This window comes from Mycobacterium sp. OAE908 (assembly GCF_017872775.1).
Lineage (GTDB): Bacteria > Actinomycetota > Actinomycetes > Mycobacteriales > Mycobacteriaceae > Mycobacterium.
Genome location: NZ_JAGGJL010000001.1, coordinates 1830178 through 1849411 on the forward strand (window position 1 = coordinate 1830178; position 19234 = coordinate 1849411).

18 protein-coding genes are annotated in these 19234 nt (G+C 65.7%); 9 read left to right on the forward strand and 9 right to left on the reverse strand.

What is annotated here, in order from left to right:
- Positions 1–2: 2 nt before the first annotated feature.
- From J3E61_RS09035 to J3E61_RS09050, 4 genes are all read right to left on the reverse strand, one after another.
- Complete coding sequence (locus J3E61_RS09035) at positions 3–2645, reverse strand: AAA family ATPase (RefSeq protein WP_192724878.1); 2643 nt, start codon at positions 2643–2645, stop codon at positions 3–5.
- A 117-nt stretch (positions 2646–2762) separates the two neighbouring features.
- Entirely contained in the window at positions 2763–3497 is a 735-nt protein-coding gene (locus tag J3E61_RS09040; RefSeq protein ID WP_210083319.1) for a hypothetical protein, read from the reverse strand.
- A 22-nt stretch (positions 3498–3519) separates the two neighbouring features.
- On the reverse strand, positions 3520–3879 hold the full coding sequence (locus J3E61_RS09045) for a hypothetical protein (RefSeq protein ID WP_210083320.1): 360 nt from the start codon (positions 3877–3879) through the stop codon (positions 3520–3522).
- Positions 3876–4160: a hypothetical protein gene (locus J3E61_RS09050; RefSeq protein ID WP_210083321.1), complete on the reverse strand. Its 285-nt coding sequence runs from the start codon at positions 4158–4160 to the stop codon at positions 3876–3878. The genes J3E61_RS09045 and J3E61_RS09050 overlap by 4 nt, the downstream gene beginning before the upstream one ends.
- 197 nt (positions 4161–4357) lie before the next feature.
- On the opposite strand from J3E61_RS09050, the gene J3E61_RS09055 reads away from it, so the two are divergent.
- Positions 4358–5428, forward strand: a complete 1071-nt coding sequence (locus tag J3E61_RS09055; protein WP_210085488.1) for a hypothetical protein — start codon at positions 4358–4360, stop codon at positions 5426–5428.
- Positions 5429–5437: 9 nt separating this feature from the next.
- Here J3E61_RS09055 and J3E61_RS09060 read toward each other — a convergent pair whose 3' ends face one another.
- The 3 genes from J3E61_RS09060 to J3E61_RS09070 all read right to left on the reverse strand — a co-directional run bounded on the left by J3E61_RS09060 (position 5438) and on the right by J3E61_RS09070 (position 8464).
- The gene (locus J3E61_RS09060) at positions 5438–6430 is read right to left on the reverse strand and encodes a glycoside hydrolase family 6 protein (RefSeq protein ID WP_192725261.1); all 993 of its coding nucleotides are present in this window, start codon (positions 6428–6430) and stop codon (positions 5438–5440) included.
- Between the two features lie 60 nt (positions 6431–6490).
- The gene (locus tag J3E61_RS09065; RefSeq protein ID WP_210083322.1) at positions 6491–7837 is read right to left on the reverse strand and encodes a trypsin-like peptidase domain-containing protein; all 1347 of its coding nucleotides are present in this window, start codon (positions 7835–7837) and stop codon (positions 6491–6493) included.
- 87 nt (positions 7838–7924) lie between these two features.
- The gene (locus J3E61_RS09070) at positions 7925–8464 is read right to left on the reverse strand and encodes a hypothetical protein (RefSeq protein ID WP_210083323.1); all 540 of its coding nucleotides are present in this window, start codon (positions 8462–8464) and stop codon (positions 7925–7927) included.
- A gap of 306 nt (positions 8465–8770) precedes the next feature.
- On the opposite strand from J3E61_RS09070, the gene J3E61_RS09075 reads away from it, so the two are divergent.
- From J3E61_RS09075 to J3E61_RS09105, 7 genes are all read left to right on the forward strand, one after another.
- Entirely contained in the window at positions 8771–10210 is a 1440-nt protein-coding gene (locus tag J3E61_RS09075) for a sigma-70 family RNA polymerase sigma factor (protein ID WP_210083324.1), read from the forward strand.
- A gap of 109 nt (positions 10211–10319) precedes the next feature.
- Positions 10320–10580, forward strand: coding sequence for a hypothetical protein (locus tag J3E61_RS09080; RefSeq protein WP_210083325.1), 261 nt, complete (start codon positions 10320–10322; stop codon positions 10578–10580).
- Positions 10581–10612: 32 nt separating this feature from the next.
- On the forward strand, positions 10613–11656 hold the full coding sequence (locus J3E61_RS09085) for an alpha/beta fold hydrolase (RefSeq protein WP_210083326.1): 1044 nt from the start codon (positions 10613–10615) through the stop codon (positions 11654–11656).
- A gap of 80 nt (positions 11657–11736) precedes the next feature.
- The gene (locus J3E61_RS09090; protein ID WP_210083327.1) at positions 11737–12408 is read left to right on the forward strand and encodes a class I SAM-dependent methyltransferase; all 672 of its coding nucleotides are present in this window, start codon (positions 11737–11739) and stop codon (positions 12406–12408) included.
- Between the two features lie 76 nt (positions 12409–12484).
- Positions 12485–13516, forward strand: a complete 1032-nt coding sequence (locus J3E61_RS09095) for a MaoC family dehydratase N-terminal domain-containing protein (RefSeq protein ID WP_210083328.1) — start codon at positions 12485–12487, stop codon at positions 13514–13516.
- A 62-nt stretch (positions 13517–13578) separates the two neighbouring features.
- Positions 13579–14190: an FKBP-type peptidyl-prolyl cis-trans isomerase gene (locus tag J3E61_RS09100; RefSeq protein ID WP_192725262.1), complete on the forward strand. Its 612-nt coding sequence runs from the start codon at positions 13579–13581 to the stop codon at positions 14188–14190.
- A gap of 63 nt (positions 14191–14253) precedes the next feature.
- Positions 14254–14733, forward strand: coding sequence for a hypothetical protein (locus tag J3E61_RS09105; RefSeq protein WP_192724889.1), 480 nt, complete (start codon positions 14254–14256; stop codon positions 14731–14733).
- Positions 14734–14742: 9 nt separating this feature from the next.
- Here J3E61_RS09105 and J3E61_RS09110 read toward each other — a convergent pair whose 3' ends face one another.
- Positions 14743–17541, reverse strand: coding sequence for an MMPL family RND transporter (locus J3E61_RS09110; protein ID WP_192724890.1), 2799 nt, complete (start codon positions 17539–17541; stop codon positions 14743–14745).
- A complete protein-coding gene (locus J3E61_RS09115) occupies positions 17538–17984 on the reverse strand; it encodes a transport acessory protein MmpS (protein ID WP_192725263.1) in 447 nt (148 codons plus the stop codon). Before J3E61_RS09115 ends, J3E61_RS09110 begins: the two co-directional genes overlap by 4 nt.
- Before the next feature lie 218 nt (positions 17985–18202).
- On the opposite strand from J3E61_RS09115, the gene J3E61_RS09120 reads away from it, so the two are divergent.
- Positions 18203–19192 carry an NAD-dependent epimerase/dehydratase family protein gene (locus J3E61_RS09120; protein ID WP_192724891.1) on the forward strand — a complete coding sequence of 330 codons (990 nt, stop codon included), beginning with the start codon at positions 18203–18205 and terminating at the stop codon, positions 19190–19192.
- Positions 19193–19234 lie beyond the last annotated feature (42 nt).

Sequence of the window (19234 nt, forward strand, 5' to 3'; positions counted from 1 at the left end):
CGTCACTCCATCGGTGGCTGGGTGTCCGGCGCGCGCTGGGCGGCATAGGCCGCCGCGGCTTGCGCACGGTTGCGGACGCCGAGCTTGGCCAGGATGGCTCCCACGTGCTTGTTGACGGTCTTGCGACTGATGAACAGAATGCCTGCGATTTCGACGTCGCTGTGTCCGGCCGCGACGAGTTCGAGTACGTCACGTTCACGCTCTGTGAGACCGTGCGGGTCGGCGATGGTGTTCTTGCGGCGCGCGTCTGGATCTCGGCCGCGCAATTCCGCGAGGCGCTGCCGAGCGCGACGGGCAGCAGCGCGCGCGCCCAGGCGGCGGAACGTCTCCGATGCTGCTTCCACTGCCGCGATGTCGCCGCCGAGTTGGGCGATGGCCGCATCGTATGGGCAGCCCAGTCGCGTCCATTCGGCGACCGCGCCCTGCCAGTCGCCGCTGACTTCGAGTCGATACGGCGTGACGGTGTCGACCGCGGCACCAGCGTCGGCGTCGCCGCCGGCCAGTTGCGCCCAGCGCCGCAGGTGACCAACAAGCCACGGGTCGGCATGACTGCTGGTGGCTGCGGCCAAGCCCGTCTGCGCTTCGGCGCGGGCGGCGTCATCGTCGCCGGCGAGCCACGCTGCCTCGGCGCGTGCGGCCCACACGATCCCGAGCCGGTACAGGTCGCCGGGCTCGGCCCCGGACAACGCCTCGTCGAGTAGCTCCGAAACGGGTTGCCCCCCACGGCGCGCGCGGATCAACGCCACGCAAACCAGCGGCAAAATCCGATGCAAAGCGGGAATGCCGCGGTGTGTCAATACCTCCTCGGCATACGCAAGGGAGCCGTCCCACTCTCCGCGATGCAAGGCGACAACCGCCGCCGAGCCGGTCGACAGTGGGCGAAACATCGCCAGGTCATGGCTGGCGCAAAACGAGTCGGTTTGACGGATATAGGCCGCGGCACGCTCGATGTCGTGGTGCATCGCGGTCGTCCAGCACAGCAGGGCCCCGGTGACGCCGGCTTGTGGGGCCAGTCCGCTGGTGGCCATGGCGTCGCTCCATGCCGATTCGGCGTCCTCCCAACCGGTGTCGCTGCGCAGCACCGTGGCCAGCGCTGCGAAGCAACGGGCCGCCACCACTACGTCGTTGTCACCGAGCTCGGTCCCAAGCGCGATCGCACGTGTTGCGTAGTCGCCGGCGTCGGCGTCGAAGCTCAGGCTGGCCACCGCAGCCACGTTGATCAGCGACCACGCCAGCTCAAGGGATGCCTCGATCTCTTCGAGCACCCGCACCGACGCGAGCGCGGCCTCAGCGGCCTCGGTCTGGCGTCCGTATGGCAACAGCACGTTGGACAGCCAACGCAGGTCCACTCCCTCACCGAGCCGGTCGCCCATATCTCGTCGGAGCGCAACCGCCTCTGCGAATGACCCGACGGCCGCCTCCGGTAATCCGCTCAGGTAGCTCGTGAGCGCGTGCTGTTCGAGCCAAACGACTTTTTGTTCGGCGGAGACGGTTTCGGCGTGGCGCAGCGTCAAGGCGTACAACTCAGCGGCCTCGCGGTTGGCGGCAAGGCGTGCGGCCCGCTCTGCGGCTATTGGCGCAAACCCGACGACCGCGTCGTCGTCGCCGGCCCGGTCAGCATGAAACGCTAACTCCGCCAAGGTATCCGGGTCTATCGGCGGTTCGGCCAGCACCGCCAAGGCTTGTTTGTGCAATTGCTTGCGTTGATAGGCGGGGATCTGGTCGAGCGTGGCTTGGCGAGCAAGCTCATGGCGGAAGCCCACCGTGTCCGCGTCGGCCAGCAGCACCCCGGCGCTCAGGCATTCGGGTAGGCCCACCGAAGCCGCAGCACACACTTGCTGAACCAGGGCGATCCTGGGACGCGACCCGCACACCGCCACCGCATGCGCGGTGTCGCGACCAGAAATCGACAACCGTGCCAGTCTGCCAAGCACGGCCTCAGATACGCTGCGCGGCAAGGTATCTCGTGTCAACCGGTCACGTTCGGCGGCCAGCACCTCGGTCACGTAAAACGGATTACCGCCCGTCAGCCGAAACAGGGACTCCGCGTTGACCCCGCTGCCCGCGGCCAACTCGGCCACCGCTGCCTCGCTGAGCGGATCCAGCGCGATCCTGCTCACCACCGATGAAGTCGACAGATCACCGAGCAGAACCGCCAACGGATGTTGGTCACCGATCTCGTCGTCTCGGTAGGACACGACCAGCAGCAACGGCAACGAGTCGATGCGGCGCGACAGAAATCGCAGCAGATCCAGGGTGGCGCCGTCGGCCCAGTGCACGTCTTCGATGACGCACACGCACGGGACTCCGGTACCGAACATGTCCAGTAGGCGACCGTAGATGGCCTCGGTGTCACCGGCGTCGATCGCCGCTCGCAGCCCCGCGTGTGCGACCGAGACGTCGGCGAACATGTCGAGCATCGGTCCCAACGGCCGCGGCGCGGTCAACGGATCACACCAACCCCGCAAGACGCGGGCGCGGTGCCCCAGCCCGGCGACAAACCGGGCGATCACCGTGGTCTTACCGACCCCCGCCTCGCCGCGCAGCAACACCATGCGACCAGAACCGGCCGCGACCGCTCGGCGGTGCCGATCCAGCTGGGCCAGTGCGTCATTGCGCTCGAGTAGCCGGTCTGTCGAGGCCACAGCCCTCCTCGGATCGATTACCAGACCCCGTCGGCAGTCGAAAGCTTAGCCCGTCTAGCCGCACCTCACCCACCAAACGCACGAAGGCAAGTCAGTTTTGCGCTGTTGATCAGAGGGCTACAGCTGGGCCCAGTCCACGACGAACCGTCGTGCGGGGTCTGCGGCATCGACTACGCAGGGCAGTTTGAGTCCGATGGCAAGGCGCGGCACCTGCGCGCGGGGGACCGGTTGGATGGCGCGACCGGCGACCGGGGCGAGATTGGGAAACTGAAGCTCCACTTCGAGCAGATAGTGTGGCGCGTCTTGCAATTCCGGCCTGCTCGACGTCCGGCCGAGGCTGTAGGCGGTGGTCCCAATGGCCGCGAACGACTTGAGCACCGCGGGCACCCGCTGTCCTGAGGCCAGTAGCTCGGCTGCCGAGACCACCGGGGCAGCGAGTGACCGCCCGGGAGATGTCGACTGCGGCCCGAAGGGCAAGTGCGCCAAGACATCTGGCCCGGCGAAGGGTTGGGCTGAGCGACTGAGATTGATGCGTAGCTTCTTCGGTTTGGTCGTGTCGATGTCTACCGCGACTGTTCTCCCTGGCTCGACGGCACCGATATCCCACGGATCGATGTTCTGCCAGACCGTCGCTGTGTACGGTTCGCGACCGGGGCGCTCTATTCTCAGGCGGATCCGGCATATCGTGCGCGGGACCGGAGTGTTCACCGACATCGAACCCCACTGGCTCAGCGTGATCACCCGCGCCGTAACCGGCTCCACGGGTCCGCGAATTCTTTTCATCCGGCTCACCGCGAAAGGCCCTACCACAGAGGCGATCACGACGCCTCCGATGACGAGATTGATGATCATTCGGTCACCCGACGGCGCCTACTCATGCTCTGGGGCAGAAGATGCCGAGGATCTGCTGGCAATTGTCGCGGTTGATCAGGCCGGGCGGTGCCTGCGGCTTCGGCGGCGGATTGTCGCCGTCCCAAATCAGATTGGCGACGTTTCCCTGGCCCGGGTAGACGTACCAATAGGTGTGGCAGATGTTCCAGTCCCACACCACTGGATCGGTGATGTGATTGCCGGTGGGTGGGGGTGCATCGCCCGGACACCAGTGGCATGGACCGCCTTCCTTTTCGCAGCCGGGCCAAGGGTCTGCGATGGCGGCGGCCGCGAACGTCAACCCTGACAGACCCACTCCGGCCGACACGGCCACCGTCGTCACCAACTTCGAAATCCGGTTCATTGCTTGGGGCTTTCGTTCGACTCGCCGGTGGGCGCCTTGGCGTAGCGCGTGATGAAGCCGAAGGCCGCGACGGCGGCGATGGCGCCGACCACACCCCAGAACACAATCCCGAAGACCAGTGAGCCGAACAGGAAATCGTAGGTCATCGCGAGGTAGAGAGACCAGATGACGCGGTAGATCGACCAGAAGGCGACCAGACCGCACGCGATGCCGATGAACAAACTGGGTTGGCGGTCAACGCGATTGATCTGTTGCTCGATGCTCGCGGGGAGAATTTTCACTGTCGTATTCCTTTCCTTGGGCGCCGATCTGTCGGCGGGCAATACGCAGTGTGCTGGGTGGGACCGCTCTGGGCATATGCGGAATTTGCCCCATATTCCAGTGCTGACGTCGACCCACGGCAGATATGGGGCAAATTCCTCATATCCCCGCGCCGCCCTGTCGGTGCACCGTGGATCTCATGGAAGAAGCAGTCGACATGAGCCTCGGTGACGGCTCTGTCTCACACCGATTCGTGGCGTCCTCGGTGGCTTACTCGCCCGCCTGGGAGCGCTGGAGCGGCCCGCGAGTGAACAAGTACTCAATGGCGGCATTTGTGGTGTTCGTCGCGCTCGTCGTGCTGGTGCAGTTAGGTCCCATGTGGGGCCTTCACGTGCGATTACCGCATGTCAACCCCGTCGTCTGGCTATGCATGCCACCCGCAATGGTGGTGCTCAGTGCCGGTATCGGCGGCCATCTCTTCTTGCGGTCGCGCCGCAAGTACGTCATCACCGTGACGAAAGACGGGATCACCATCGATCGGCGGCCGGGTGACGTCTATTCCTTTGCAGATGCGCGGCTGGGGCTATGGGTCGAGAACGGGGTGGCGCTTCATCTGCGACACGGTCGTCACCGCTTTCTTCTCGGTGGGCGCGACCGCCGACTGAGCCCGACGACACCGCTCAGCGCGGAGCCCGTCCAGCTTGTCGACGCCTGGCTGCCTGAACCAGACTTCGACGCGCTTCTTTCCCTGGACGCTCGGTGGAGCGGCGCTGTCGCCGACGGGGCACATATCAGATGTCTGCTGTTCCCCAATCCGCTGTTGATCCAAAGTTGGGGACCGTTCGCATTCCGAAAGACGCAGCGCCTGATGCAAACACGCACAGAGCCGCAACTGTTCATCGACGTCGACGTCGACGGCGTCGGCATCCGGGTGATCGACCCGAAAACCAACGCACTGACCGCTGCGGCCCCGTGCTCACAGGTGACCGCCACACCGGTGATCTACCACCTCGCAGGCGGGCATGCGTTCCCGTCGGCGCAGAATGTCGCGAGTGATGCTGCGGGCCAATACTTTTCCACTATGCCCGCAATGACCCTGTCCGTTCCTGGCATGCCACCCCTGACCGTCGGGTGCCACGACTTCAGCGGGCTGGGGCGACGATTCTCATGGCTGGGCACTGTGCCGATCACCAATGATCCACCGCCGTATACCGTATCGGCGGCCGATTGGCTGACGCTGGTCGAGAAGTGCGGCTTGACCCCGCATCTGGAAGACACGGCGAAATAGGGACCTGGCTCAGTGGCCCGCGTTGCGCGCCAGTTCGACGGCGAACTGGGTCACGAAATTCCCGGCGGGCGGGTCGCCGCGGTTGCACGAGCCGTCGGACTCGCCGGGACGTTTGATCCACAGGTATGCGTCGGCGTGCGCGCCCGCGGTCGCGGTAGTGGGTGGAGTGCCCAGTGCGCGGCCGTCGGGGTTGCACCAGTCGAGCGCGGAGCTGGGCGCCGGTCCCGCGCCGTTGCGCGACGTGTCGATCACGTAGTGCGAACCGTTGGTGAGCCCCGAAATCGCTTCGCCATAACCGATTTCGTCGTCGGTGGTGAAGAAGTTCGCGGTGTTGAGGCTGAAGCCGCGCGCCTGCGCCACCCCCGCCTGGTTGAGCCTCGCGGCCATGTCGTCGGCGCTGTGCCAACGTAGGTGTCCCGCGTCGATGTAGACGGCCGCGGCCGGATTGCGGGTCAGTGTCTCGACGGCGTAGCGGATCAGGTCGTAGCGTTCCTGGCGCTGATCACCTGAGAGGCAGTCGGCCATCGCGAGCGCATCGGGTTCGACGATGACCGCCGCCGGCGACCCGCCGATGTCGGCTGCGATGCCGTCGACCCAGCCCTTGTACTCGGCGGCCGACGCGAAACCACCGGCGGCAAAGCTGCCGCAGTCACGGTGCGGAATTCCATAGAGCGCGAACACCGGCATGGCGCCCGCGGCCTGAGCGTCACCCACGTACTTCGCGACCGTCGCTGCCGATGAACCCGGGACGAGCCAGTACGCCTGCGGTGTGTTGGCGATCGCGGTCAGCTCGGGACTCGGCGGGTCGGCCTTCTGCGCGGCGCGCATGGCCGCCGACGTAGGGTTGACGTAGAACGTCGCACCTGCCAACGGGTTTCCGTCGTCGGCGGCCAACCGAACGCTCGGCGCAGGCGTCGGGGCGGCCTGCAGGCCCAGGCCGGCGACGGCCACCACGGTCAGGAAGGGAGCTATCCACCGCGCGACCGCGCCAACAGCTGACATCACCCCGGAAAAATTAGTGCCTGGCGGGACCAGGCGCCAATCGCCGCTGCCGACCGGGGGTTATGCCTTGCCGAGTACCACCTGGGTCGTCTGGGCCGCCCCGGATTCGTCAACGTAACTCAACGAAACCGTGTCCCCTGGTGCCTTCGAACGAACCGCGGCCACCAGAGCCTCGGGACCGTCGATCACCTGATCGTCGACCTTGGTGATCACCGCGCCGCTCGGGATGCCGGCGGCCGCCGCGGGACCACCATCGACGACCTCACCGATTGCCGCACCGCCGCCCTTCACACCATCGCTGCTGAGCCGAACGCCCAGCGAGCCGTGGCTGGCGGTGCCGGTCGATACGAGCTCGTCGGCGATGCGTTTGGCTTGGTCGGACGGAATCGCGAAGCCGAGCCCGATCGACCCGCTCTGGCCGCCGCCTGCTCCGCCGTCGCCTCCGCCCATGCTCGCGATCGCGGAGTTCACCCCGATCAGTTCGCCGTTCATGTTCACCAGCGCGCCGCCGGAATTGCCAGGGTTGATCGCCGCGTCGGTCTGGATGGCATCGATCACCGAGACGTCGCCGCCGCTGCCGTCGCCTGCGGCGACCGGCCGGTTGAGCGCGCTGACGATGCCGTTGGTCACGGTCCCCTGCAGACCCAGTGGCGACCCGATCGCCACCACTTGCTCACCGACCTTCACATCCTTGGACGATCCGATGGCGATGGGCGTCAGCCCCGACACTCCTTGCGCACGCACCACCGCGAGGTCCCCGCTGGGATCGGTACCGACGACGGTGAACGGTGCCGTCTGGCCATTGGCGAAGGTGACGGTCTTGGTGATGCCGCCATCGCCGGTGGAGTCGGAAAGGGCATGCTCGGCTCCCTGACCGGCGTCCGCCGCCGGAGCCACCACGTGGTTGTTGGTCAGGATCAGGCCGTCAGCGCTCAACACGATGCCGGAACCGGTGTCGCCTTGACCGCCCATGTCGATCTGCAGCTTGACGACACTGGGCATCACTTTGGCCGCGACCTGTTCAACCGAGCCGGCGGGCGCCTTTGCGGCAGGCTGCGGGGTCAACGGCGCTTGGGCGATCGGCGGCTTGGTGGCCGGCCTGTCGTGGGCCAGCGACACGGCCCCCATGGTGGCCGCACCCAGTCCGCCGCCGACCACCGCAACGACCGCCGCGCCTGCGATCATCGCGCCGCGGCGAGAACCTTTCGGCCGAATCTTGGGAATCGGCGCCGTGATCGCTTGGTGTGCCGCGTGATACGGGTCATACGGCTGATGGGCGTAGCGATAGTCGTAACGCAGATGTGAAGGAATGTAGGGCTGTGGGTCCGGGTTGGCCTGTCCCGCAGGCTGACTCGGATACGGCTGTTCTTCGGGCCGATCCGTGGGATAGCGCGGAGGGTTGGTCATCGTGTTCCGTTCTGTGTGAATCGTGAATCAGCCCAGTGGCTTAAGCACAAGGTGCCCGCGATTGCTGAGACGGAACTGAGAGCCTGCTCAGGAGAGGCCGAGACTTTGCTCCTCGGCTCGCCGGTGCACTGCGGCCGTCAGGCGCGCAATTCGGCGACGCATCAAGAACATGGCCGCCGCCTCGAAGATTGCGAACAAGACGAACATTGCGGTCGACATCCAATCGTGTTCGAGGCTCTGCAGCACCGCAAGTAACGCGAACACCCCTACGCCCGTCAGCGCCCACTTGTTCGACTGGCGACTGGTCGCCAGCCAGCCTTGCCATTCGGCAGGCTCGATTTGCGTCGGCAGTTCGCCGGTCCGCAATGCGCGTGAGTACGTAAGCGCCCGGTCTATCGATCCGTACGTGCGGCGCATGCGTTGGTCCCCGAGTACGACCCCGACGGCGCCGGCGAGCAGGCCGGCGATCGTCGCGATCAGCAGCCGGCCGATGAGCGGTAGATGGGTCTCGCTCGCGGGGCCGGAAAAGGTCAAGTAGGACATCACTCCGAAGATTGCGGCCGACGACAGTACGCCGATGATGAGCGCGCGAACTGCGGCAGGCAGCCGATAGAACCGGGTTTGCATGGGGTCTCCTCAAGGTCTCTCGTGCGAGCCGTGGGTGGCCGCACTGGTATGTGCGCGCAGACCACCGTCTGGAGACACTTTTTGGCGGGCGTCGCATCGCACTGCTGTCGAAATTCGAGTAGTGCACTACGCAAGCATTCGTAAGCCGTCGCCGCTTAACGTCGCAGCGCACGACTCGTACCTGCTAGTCGCCTGTGAACCGATTGGCCGTTAGTTGCGTATGAACATAAAAGCCCGACGCGGCCTCGGTCGGCCGGGCCGCCGCGCGAGCTTCGAGAGACGATCGACCCCCAGGTTGGAGACCCCATGTCTGTGACGGCTGAGTTCGATTGGAACGTCGTGGGCGACGCCGAGTTGGTCGGTGCCGCCGCAGCTGGCGAGAGGGCGGCGTTCGCCGAGATCTATGACCGTTACGCCACCCGTCTTTACGACTTCTGCATCGGCATGGTCGGTGACCGCGACGCGGCCGACTGCGTGCAAGAAGCGTTCTACAACGCGGCTGTCGACCTTCCGAAACTGCGTGATCCCGACAAGCTTCGGCCCTGGCTCTACACCATCGCCCGACACCAGGCGCTGCGCACGTTGCGTGCGCGCCGGCGCGAGACGGTGTCCGACGAATTGCCTGACGCACCGGCCACCGACATCGGTCCCGACACGTTGGCGGCGCGCAACGAGCTCGCGTCGTTGGTGGCCCAGGCAGAGGGCGGGCTGTCGCAGCGCGACCGCGAGGTGCTGGATCTGGCCTACCGGCACGGCCTGAGCAACGCGGAAATCGCCGACACGCTCGGTGTCAGTAGCGCATCGGCCAAGAAGATGGTGCAGCGGTTGCGCGACACCGTCCAACAGTCCCTGGGTGCGCTGCTGGTGGCGCGCCAAGCCGCTACCGGCCAGAACCGCTGCGCGGACCTTGCGACGACCATCGCGGGTTGGGATGGGCAGTTCACCATCCTGGTGCGCAAGCGCGTCTCCCGACATATCGCGTCGTGCGCAGACTGCGGCGAGCATCGGGGCAGGCTGGTCAACCCGAAGGCGCTGCTCGGGGCGGCACCGGCACTGATCCCCGCACCGGCATGGCTGCGTGAGCAGACGCTGAACACTGCACCGCATCTTCCATCGGGCACCGCAGTTACCGCCGCCGCGGCGGGCCACGCGGTCAAGCACGTCTCCGGCCGACTCTTGGCGCTGACCGGGCGCGTCACGCTGGTGGCCGCGGCGGTGGTCGCCGTGCCCGCAGCGATATGGGGTTTGACGACCGGTGCGCCCGCACCTCGCGACACGCAGATCACGCCGGCCACTTCCGTCGTGGTCCAGCCTGCCGCACCGGCATTCACTCCGTCGCAACGGTCCACCGCTACGCTGACGCCCAAAACCGTTGCAACCGAACCGAATACGTCGATCCAGCCCTCCTCAGGCCCGGTGCACACGGACATTCCCAATTCCCAAAACCCCGGTAATCCGCCCATCGAGCAGGCGCCCCCACCGCGTGAAACCACCGCTGCGGCGCCCTCGAGTTCGCCGACCGTGACGCGAACCAGTCACGCGGCACCCGCATCGGTGGCGCCGAGAGCTCCTGCCTCCACGCGCCAACGCGCACCGCAACAGCCCCCCGCCAAGCACTGCGCCGACGGCAGCACCGTGGACAGCGGCCAGTCCTGCCCTACCCCGCTGGCGCCTGCCACCCCGCAGTGTCCACATGTGGCCGTGCCGGGCAACCCGGTCTGCGGGCGGACAACGGAGGGCAACTGAACCGGAAATACGGTCGCGGAAAAAGTGTCCCCGCTGACGTCCCAGCGTGTCCTTACCCACGACTGCCGCCCACCCGGGGCGGCGATCGGCGTGGGAAACGGAGCATCACATGGATATCGACAAGTACGCGAACATCGCCTTTCTCGTCGTGTTCGGCGGGGCCATGGTCCTGGTCGTCTACGGGACTCTGGTCAAGAACAAATGGGGCATCAATCTGCGCCGCGTCTCATGCCCGAACTGCGGAACGGCGATGGGGCAACTGCGGGTGCCGAAGTCGGCTCAGCAGGCGATGTGGGGCGGCCATACCTGCCCCAACTGCCAATGCGAGATGGACAAGTGGGGCCGCCGAACCGCCATCGAGAACACCTGAATCCCGGTCTCGCCGGTCGTACGCTCGGGACGATGCCGGACAACTCTGAGATTCGCTTCCTCCGCCTCGGCGCCAGTCGACTGGCGTACGAGGTGCGTGGCGACGGTCCACCACTCGTCGCGCCGGCGTGGTGGGTGAGCCATCTCGAGCTCGACTGGCAGAGCCCGGGCGTTCGGCAGTTCTGGCAGGGGGTAGCGGAGAGCCACACACTGATCCGCTATGACCGTCTCGGTGTCGGCATGTCGGACCGCACGCTGCGAACTTCCGACCTGACGCTGGAGGGCGAAGTCGCGACACTGCGCGCGCTGCTCGACGAGCTCGGCCTCGATCGCGTGACGCTCGTCGGCGGATCATCCGGAACCTGCACCGCGGTGGCATTCGCCGCGACGTTTCCCGAGCGTGTGGAGCGACTGGTGCTGTACGGCTCCTATCCCCATGGCGACGTGCTGACGCCTCCCGGCGTATCCGACGCGATCGTCGCGGCCGTTCGCGCGCATTGGGGACTCGGGTCGCGCATGCTCAGCGACTTGTTTCTCGGCGGCGCCGATTCGGTAGCACACGAACGCTTCGCCCGGTTGCAGCGCGAGTCGGCCAGCGCGGAGACTGCCGCCGCTCTGCTCGGTCTGGTGTATCGCCTCGACGTGCGCGCTCACCTGCCATCGGTCCACCAGCCGACGACGGTGGTGCATCGCCGCGACGATCGTGCCGTGCCCTACCAGCTGGGCCGTGACGTCGCCGCCGCTATACCAAACGCGACATTCGTTCCGCTGCAAGGCAACTCGCACTTTCCCTGGCACGGTGATGTGGATTCGGTCGTGCGTGCGTTTCGGCAAGCGTTGACACCGCAGCAGCCGCCTGCGCGCGGTGCCTGCGAGCCAGAACCGGTGCTGCTCTCCGGTCGCGAGCGCGAGATCCTCGCCTGCGTTGCGCGCGGGCTCGGCGACCGCGAGATCGCAGAGCAGCTGGTGCTCAGCCCGCACACCGTTCACCGCCACGTCGCGAATATCCGTCGCAAACTCGGTCGCACATCACGCACGGCCGCCGTCGCCGAGGCCGCGCGGCTCGGGCTGTTGTGAGATGGCCGAAACCGGCCATCTGCGAAGGATGGCCGCGATGGGCGATGCTCGCAGCACCGCGCTGCTCGTAGATTCTCGGCATGACAGACGTCGCCCCTGCCCAACCCATCGTCCACCCCCACGCCAGTGCTTCCTACGCGGCGTGGCTGCGGGTCATGGCGGTGCTGTACAACCCGTTCGTCTGGCTGGGCGAGTTGATAGGCATGCGGCGCCGCCGTCGCGACCTTGTCGCAGCAGCGCACGGGGTCGTCGTCGAAATCGGTGCGGGCACCGGGCTGAACGTCGCGCACTATCCCGCCGCGGTTGACGAGCTCGTCCTCACTGAGCCAGAACCCGGGATGCGACGAAAGCTTGCCCGGCTTCTCGAGCGGAAGGCACCCGATGCCCGGATCGTTGACGCCCCCGCGGAACGCCTGCCGCTGGGTGATGCCAGCGTCGACACCGTCATCTCCACGCTCGTGCTGTGCACCGTGGACGACCCCGCAGGAGCGCTTCGCGAAATCGCCCGCGTACTGCGCCCGGGCGGGCAGTTGCTGTTCATCGAACACGTGCGTGCGAGCTCGCGGTTCCTCGCCGCATGCCAGGAGCTTCTCCTCAAACCGTGGCGCGGCTTCGCAGGTGGGTGCGTCTGTAACCGCTCGACCCTCGAGCTGATGCGCGCCTGCGGCTTCGCCGTCGAGTCCGACAACGCGGTGTGGCGCGGGATGCCCGCGATCGTGCACCCGCTCATCGTCGGGCGAGCGACTCACTGACCGGACGGTGATGTCCGCGCGTTAGTGTCTTTCGATCGGCTTCAGCGAACAAGCCGACGGAAGAGTTGAGCAATTCATGACGGCACCAACAGAAACTTCGCCGCTCGAAGCGCGGGTGGGCCACTACTACCAGATGGACGGCACCTACCTGGTCGGGCGCGAGAAGTTGCGCGAATACGCCCGTGCCGTGCAGGACTACCACCCGGCACATTGGGACGTCGCCGCCGCCGCAAAGCTGGGCTATTCAGACGTCATCGCGCCCCTGACGTTCACGTCGGCGCCGGGCATGCAGTGCAATCGCCGGATGTTCGAGCAGATTGTCGTCGGCTACGACACCTACCTGCAGACCGAGGAAGTCTTCGAGCAGCACCGCCCGATCGTGGCAGGCGATGAACTGACCATCGACGTCGAACTGACGTCGGTCCGCAGGACCGCAGGCAGAGACTTCATCACCGTCACCAACACGTTCACCGACACCACGGGCGAGCGGGTGCACACCCTGCACACCACCGTTGTCGGTGTCACCGCCGAGGACATCGACTCGGGCGTCAAAACGGCCGTGCAGAACGCGATGATGCACGACATGAACATCCTCGACATCGCCGGACTCGACGACGAGTACGAAAAGGAGGTGCGTCCGGAGGGCGAGATCCGCATCGCCGACGGCGGCACCACCCGCACGCCCGGTACGCCGGCCTTCGAGGATGTGCAGGTCGGCGACGCGCTTCCCGCGCACCACACCCGGCTGTCCCGCGGCGACCTGGTCAACTACGCCGGCGTGGCCGGTGACGCCAACCCGATTCACTGGGACGAACACATCGCCAAGCTTGCCGGGCTGCCCGACGTGATCGCCCACGGAATGCTGACCATGGGCTTGGGTGCCGGCTACGCCTCCGCGTGGTCGGGCGATCCCGGTGCGGCCACCCGGTACACGGTGCGGTTGTCGGCGCCCGCGGTCGTCTCGGCCGCCGAGGGCACCGACATCGAGTTCAGCGGGCGGATCAAGGCACTGGATCCGGCCACCCGCAGCGGGGTCGTCATCATCGGCGCGAAGGCCGGTGGCAAGAAGATCTTCGGCATGGCGACGTTGGACGTCCGCTTCCGCTGAGAGGGCTACTGCCAACGGCCATGCAAGGCGTCAGTAGCGTGACAGCCGTGAATGCCATCCGGATGTCTTCTGTCGCTGTCCTTGCCTGCGCCACGACGCTCGTCATGACGTTGTCCGCATGTGGTTCCGACAAGGAGACCCCATCGGCAAGCACGTCGTCGTCACCGGCCTCCGACGTGTTCACACCACCCTCATTCGCGCAAACCGCGACCGGAGACGCGGGCTGCCCGTCCGCAGCACCTGCCAACGCTGCGCCGGAGTGGACGCTGCCGGGAGCGACCGGAAGCGTCGCCGTCACCGGGGCCACCGACTCGGCGGCGCCGCGGATCCAGGTCACCGCACCGTTCAGCGTCACCGAGACCCAGGTGCACACGCTGAAGGCCGGCGACGGACCGGTCGTCGCGGCCACCGCGAAGGTGTTCGTCTGCTACATGGGCGTCAACGGACGCGACGGCTCGGTGTTCGACAGCACCTACGAACGAGGCGCCCCCATCGACTTTTCGTTGCAGGGCGTGGTGCCCGGGTTCCAGAAGGCGATCGCAGGGCAGAAGGTCGGCTCCACTGTCGCCGTCGCAATGACGTCCGCCGACGGCTATCCGGAGGGCCAACCGAGCGCGGGCATCCAGCCGGGCGACACCCTCATCTTCGCGATCAAAATCCTGGACGCTTCGTAGCCTCGCGTTGGACAATTAGTTCATATAACGTTTTGACGGAGCGCAGGACTACAGGAGCGGCACGTGGATCTCGGAGGCTGGGGTGATCTCACGATCCTCGCTGCCGTGATGGAAATGGTCTTTGCCACTTGTGTATTCGTGTACTTCGGTCGGTTGGAGAAGCGCACCTCCCATCCGTTGGGAGAAACGGTGGGCGCCCACAAAGAGGTGCTGGCCAAGCTCCGCAAGGGCGAACCGATGTCCCAGGACGAAGTGGACTATGCGACCGAACTGGTGGCCGATGCTCGCTCACCACTGGCGTACGCGATACCCGCGGCTCTGTTCACCATGGGCTTCTTCTACGTGGTCGGCTGTCTGTTCATGCTTCACCTCGATGGTGGTCATCCCTCTTTCCGAACGTTCATCGGCGGCATCCCGATGTTGACCTCGATGAACATCGCCGCCCAACTGCGCAGGGTGGCAGGGCTCAAAGGCCGCTTGAGCCGGGTGTCGGTGTCGTCGACCGACCCGTCCAACGAGCTCAATCCTGTTGGTAGCGCCTGACTTTCATCTCTAGGTTCGGCGGGCCGGACGCTGGCGCACGTTCAACGGCCACCAGAACCACCGCCCCAGCAGTGCCGCGACGGCCGGAGTCATGAACGAGCGCACGATCAGCGTGTCGAACAGCAGACCGAGCGCGATCGTGGTGCCGATCTGACCGAGAATGCGCAAGTCGGCGAAGATGAATGAGGCCATGGTGGCTGCGAACACCAGACCTGCGGCCGTCACCACCGCGCCTGACCCGGCCATCGCCCGAATGATGCCGGTGTTCAACCCTGCGCCGATCTCCTCCTTGAACCGGGAGATCAACAACAGGTTGTAGTCCGAACCGACCGCCAACAGCAGGATGACGGCCAGCGCCAACACAATCCAGAACAGCTCGATACCAAAGATGTCCTGCCAGATCAGCACGGAAAGCCCGAACGAGGCACCCAACGACAGCGCGACGGTGCCCACGATAACCAACGCGGCGACGAGGCTTCGGGTAATGAACATCATGACGAGCAAGATGAGGCTGAGCGCCGCGATCCCTGCGATCAGCAGATCGTATTTGGCGCCGTCCTGGATGTCCTTGTAGGTGGCTGCGGTGCCTGCGATGAAGATCTTCGACCCCGCAAGCGGCGTCCCCTTGACGGCTTCCTGCGCGGCATGCCTGATCGCATCGATATGCGAAATGCCTTGGGGCGTAGCCGGATCACCTTCGTGCGTGATGATCATTCTGGCAGCTTTGCCGTCCGGCGACAGGAACAACTTGAGCCCGCGCTGGAATTCCGGGTTGGTGAACGCCTCCGGCGGTAGGTAGAACGAGTCGTCTGTTTTCGACGCGTCGTAGGCCTGGCCAAGGGCGGTCGAGTTCTGCAGTGCCGCCTCGGTCTGGTCGTTGATGCCCGACGTGGTGGCGTAGTTGGTCAGTGTCAGGTCGCGGTTGGTCTGCTGACTAGCGATCTGTGGTGGGATGAGCGCGAGCAGCTTGGGCTGCAGCGCGTCGAGCTTGGTGATGCTCGCCGAGACATTGCTCAGTTGGTCGGTCAGCGCGTCGATGCCGTCGAGGGCGTCGAACAGAGACCGCAGTGCCCAGCAGGCTGGGATGTCGTAACAGTGTGGCTCCCAATAGAAGTAGTTGCGCAGGGGCCGGAAGAAGTCGTCGAAGTTGGCGATCTTGTCACGCAGGTCTTGGGCGGTGGCGACGGTGTCCTTGAACGCCTGGGTCTGCTCGTCGGTGATGGCGGCCGATTGCTGCTGAAGCGCAAGCTGTTGTCGCAGAATGTCTATCGAGTTGTTGATCACGTCGACCTGCTTGAGCAGATCGGCGCCGCGGGCCTGCTGGAAGGGCAGGCTGTTGAGTTGAGCGGCGCTGCCCGCACTGATCTGGAACGGTATCGACGTGTGATCCAACGGCGTGCCGAGTGGCCGGGTGATCGACTGGACCTGCGCTATGCCGTCGGTGTGGAAGACCGCCTTGGCGACGCGTTCCAGCAGGATCATGTCGGTGGAATTGCGCAGATCATGGTTGGCCTCGACCATCAGCAGTTCGGGGTTCAGCCGGGCCTGCGAGAAGTGGCGTTCTGCCGCCGCGTAACCGACATTGGCTGGTGCCCCGGCCGGCATGTAGCCGCGGGCGTCGTAGCTCGTCTTGTAGTTCGGCAAGGCGATCAGACCGATGAGGGCGACGGCGACCGTCGCCATCAGGACGGGCACGGGCCACCGAACGATCACCGTGCCGATGCGTCGCCACCCCCGGGTCTGCAATCGCCGGGTGGGCTCGAACAGACCGAAGTGCCGGCCGATCATCAACAGGGCGGGCGCCAGGGTCAACGCCGCGATCACCGCGACAAGCACACCGATGCCCGCGGGAACACCGAGGCTGTTGAAATACGGGAGGCGGGTGAACATCAGACACAACACGGCGCCCGCGATCGTCAGGCCTGAGCCCAAGATGATGTGCGCGGTGCCGTGGTACATCGTGTTGAACGCCGACACGCGGTCCTGCCCGAGGTAACGCTCCTCGTGGAAGCGGCCGAGGATGAAGATCGCATAGTCGGTTCCGGCCGCGATGACCAGCAGCGTCAGCAGATTGGTCGAGTACGTCGACAGCTGGATGATGCCCGCGTTCGCAAGCACAGCGACGACGCCGCGCGACGCGGTCAACTCGATCATCACGGTGAAGATCACAAGGAACACCGTGGTGAGACGACGGAACAGCGAAAACAGCATCACGGCGATGACGCCGATGGTGATCAGCGTGGTTTTCAGGGTGCCGTGCCGGCCCACCTCGAACTGATCGGTGACCAGCGGCGCGGCGCCGGTGACATAGGCCTTGACGCCCGGCGGCGGCGTGGTGTGGTTGACGATGTTGCGCACCGAATCGACCGATTCGTTGGCCAGTGACTCGCCTTGGTTGCCCGCGAGGTAGATCTGCACCAGCGCGGCCTTGCCGTCTGAGCTCTGCGAGCCGGCCGCTGTCAGCGGATCGCCCCAGAAGTTCTGGATGTGCTGGACGTGCTTGGTGTCCTGCTGGAGCTTCTCGATGAGGCCGTCGTAGTAGCGGTGGGCTTCGGCGCCGAGTGGCTGGTCGCCCTCCAGCACGATCATGGCCGAACTGTCGGAATCGAATTCGCCGAACACCTTGCCGATACGCTTGGCGGCCACCAACGACGGCGAGTCCTGTGGGCTCAACGACACGTTGTGCGCTTCGGCGACTGTCTCCAACTGCGGCACAAACACATTCGTCACCACCGCAAGTCCGAGCCAGAACAGCGCGATGAGCACCGCGTACCGGCGGATGAAGTCAGGAACCCGGTGCGGCGTCATCCGGACTTGTCCAAGCAATAGGTGAAGGCGTTGTGGGTGTTGATGGTTCTTTCGTCCTTGACGACGTCGTCGATCTTGATCCGGCAGCCGAGCGAGTTGCTGTTGCCCTGGGCGGAGACGTTGACGAAGACGGCAGGCTGGGTGGTGGTCGTGTCATAAGACCAGGGCAGCGTCGCGGCGTCGGCGCGTTGGGGTTGTGCGTTGACGTCCAGGTAGGTGATGGTCGCGACCGTGCCGGCCGGGCCGAAGACCTCCATGACCACGTGCTTGGGGTTGAACGGGACGATCTCGTTCGCGGACCCGCTAGGGGTGGAGGTGACATCCTTGGAGCCGAAGATGCCGTTCAGCCGATACACAGCAAAACCTGCGACCGCGACGACCAGCACCGCCACCAGCACCATCCACCGTCGCAACAGCCGGCTTCCGATCGAAACCCGTTGCATCCGTGACCTTTCAAGCGCGGTGACCAGCCTTGGCATAGCGAGAATCTAGTAGGGCGGCTAATCAACTAGGTTGACGGTACGACACGGTTTCGGACTCCACAACACCGGGCTGGGGCCTTCGAGGTAGGCGATTTGGCACGGCGTCATTGGCGGGGATGACATCGACGTGAATGGGTACTTGGACTCGAAGAGAACCGGCTGCGATTGGGGAAAATCCTGTGAAGGTGCTGATAACAGGCGGGACCGGATTCGTCGGCGCATGGACCGCCAAGGCCGTGGCCGACGCCGGTCATTCGGTGCGGTTTCTGGTCCGGAAACCTGCGCGGCTGCAGACGAGCGTCGCGCGGCTAGGCGTCGACACCACCGACCACACGGTCGGGGACATCGGCGACGCGGGCTCCACCGCGGCGGCTTTGGATGGGTGTGACGCCGTGATCCATTGCGCGGCAATGGTCTCCACCGATCCGGGGCAAGCGGACACGATGCTGCGAACCAACCTCGACGGCGGGCGCAACGTCCTCGGCGCCGCGGCCGAGCGCGGGCTGGATCCGATTGTGCACGTGTCAAGCTTCAGCGCACTCTTTCGGCCGGGCCTCGATGTGCTGCACGCCGACCTTCCCGTCGTCGGCGGACGCGACGGTTACGGCCGTTCGAAGGCAGTGCTCGAGGCGTACGCGCGCGGTCTGCAGGACGCCGGCGCTCCGGTGGCGATCACCTATCCGGGCATGGTGCTCGGGCCTCCAGCGGGTGACCAGTTCGGTGAGGCGGCCGAGGGTGTGCAGGCGGCGGTTCAGATGCGGGGGTTGCCGGGACGCGGCGGTGGTTGGCTTGTCGTCGACGTCCGTGATGTCGCCGCGCTGCATGCCGCTTTGCTGACCCCGGGCAAGGGCCCTCGCCGGTACATGGCAGGCGGGCGGCGGATTGGAGTCGCCGAGCTCGCGTCGATGATCGGTTCGGCGGCCAACCGCTCGCTGCGCGTGTACCCGCTGCCGGATACGGTGCTACGTGGTATCGGTGAGCTGACCGACGTGGTGGGACGCTTCCTGCCGTTGGATACAGCAGTGAGCGCGGCGGCGATGCAGTATTTCACCCAGATGCCGCAGTCAGACGACACACCCAGCACCGCGGAGCTCGGCGTCAACTACCGAGATCCGCGAGATACGTTGCGCGATACGGTTTCTGGACTGCGCGAGCTCGGCAGGCTCTGAGTCCGGCTACCACTCGAGCCCGCCGTGCCCGCGAGAGGCATT

Bases quoted from the DNA above. Each gene is read 5' to 3' on its own strand.
- J3E61_RS09040 (WP_210083319.1), bottom strand. From the start codon at position 3,497: ATGATCATCAATCTCGTCATCGGAGGCGTCGTGATCGCCTCTGTGGTA.
- J3E61_RS09045 (WP_210083320.1), bottom strand. From the start codon at position 3,879: ATGAACCGGATTTCGAAGTTGGTGACGACGGTGGCCGTGTCGGCCGGA.
- J3E61_RS09055 (WP_210085488.1), top strand. From the start codon at position 4,358: ATGAGCCTCGGTGACGGCTCTGTCTCACACCGATTCGTGGCGTCCTCG.
- J3E61_RS09060 (WP_192725261.1), bottom strand. From the start codon at position 6,430: ATGTCAGCTGTTGGCGCGGTCGCGCGGTGGATAGCTCCCTTCCTGACC.
- J3E61_RS09065 (WP_210083322.1), bottom strand. From the start codon at position 7,837: ATGACCAACCCTCCGCGCTATCCCACGGATCGGCCCGAAGAACAGCCG.
- J3E61_RS09070 (WP_210083323.1), bottom strand. From the start codon at position 8,464: ATGCAAACCCGGTTCTATCGGCTGCCTGCCGCAGTTCGCGCGCTCATC.
- J3E61_RS09075 (WP_210083324.1), top strand. From the start codon at position 8,771: ATGTCTGTGACGGCTGAGTTCGATTGGAACGTCGTGGGCGACGCCGAG.
- J3E61_RS09080 (WP_210083325.1), top strand. From the start codon at position 10,320: ATGGATATCGACAAGTACGCGAACATCGCCTTTCTCGTCGTGTTCGGC.
- J3E61_RS09085 (WP_210083326.1), top strand. From the start codon at position 10,613: ATGCCGGACAACTCTGAGATTCGCTTCCTCCGCCTCGGCGCCAGTCGA.
- J3E61_RS09090 (WP_210083327.1), top strand. From the start codon at position 11,737: ATGACAGACGTCGCCCCTGCCCAACCCATCGTCCACCCCCACGCCAGT.
- J3E61_RS09095 (WP_210083328.1), top strand. From the start codon at position 12,485: ATGACGGCACCAACAGAAACTTCGCCGCTCGAAGCGCGGGTGGGCCAC.
- J3E61_RS09100 (WP_192725262.1), top strand. From the start codon at position 13,579: ATGTCTTCTGTCGCTGTCCTTGCCTGCGCCACGACGCTCGTCATGACG.
- J3E61_RS09110 (WP_192724890.1), bottom strand. From the start codon at position 17,541: ATGACGCCGCACCGGGTTCCTGACTTCATCCGCCGGTACGCGGTGCTC.
- J3E61_RS09115 (WP_192725263.1), bottom strand. From the start codon at position 17,984: ATGCAACGGGTTTCGATCGGAAGCCGGCTGTTGCGACGGTGGATGGTG.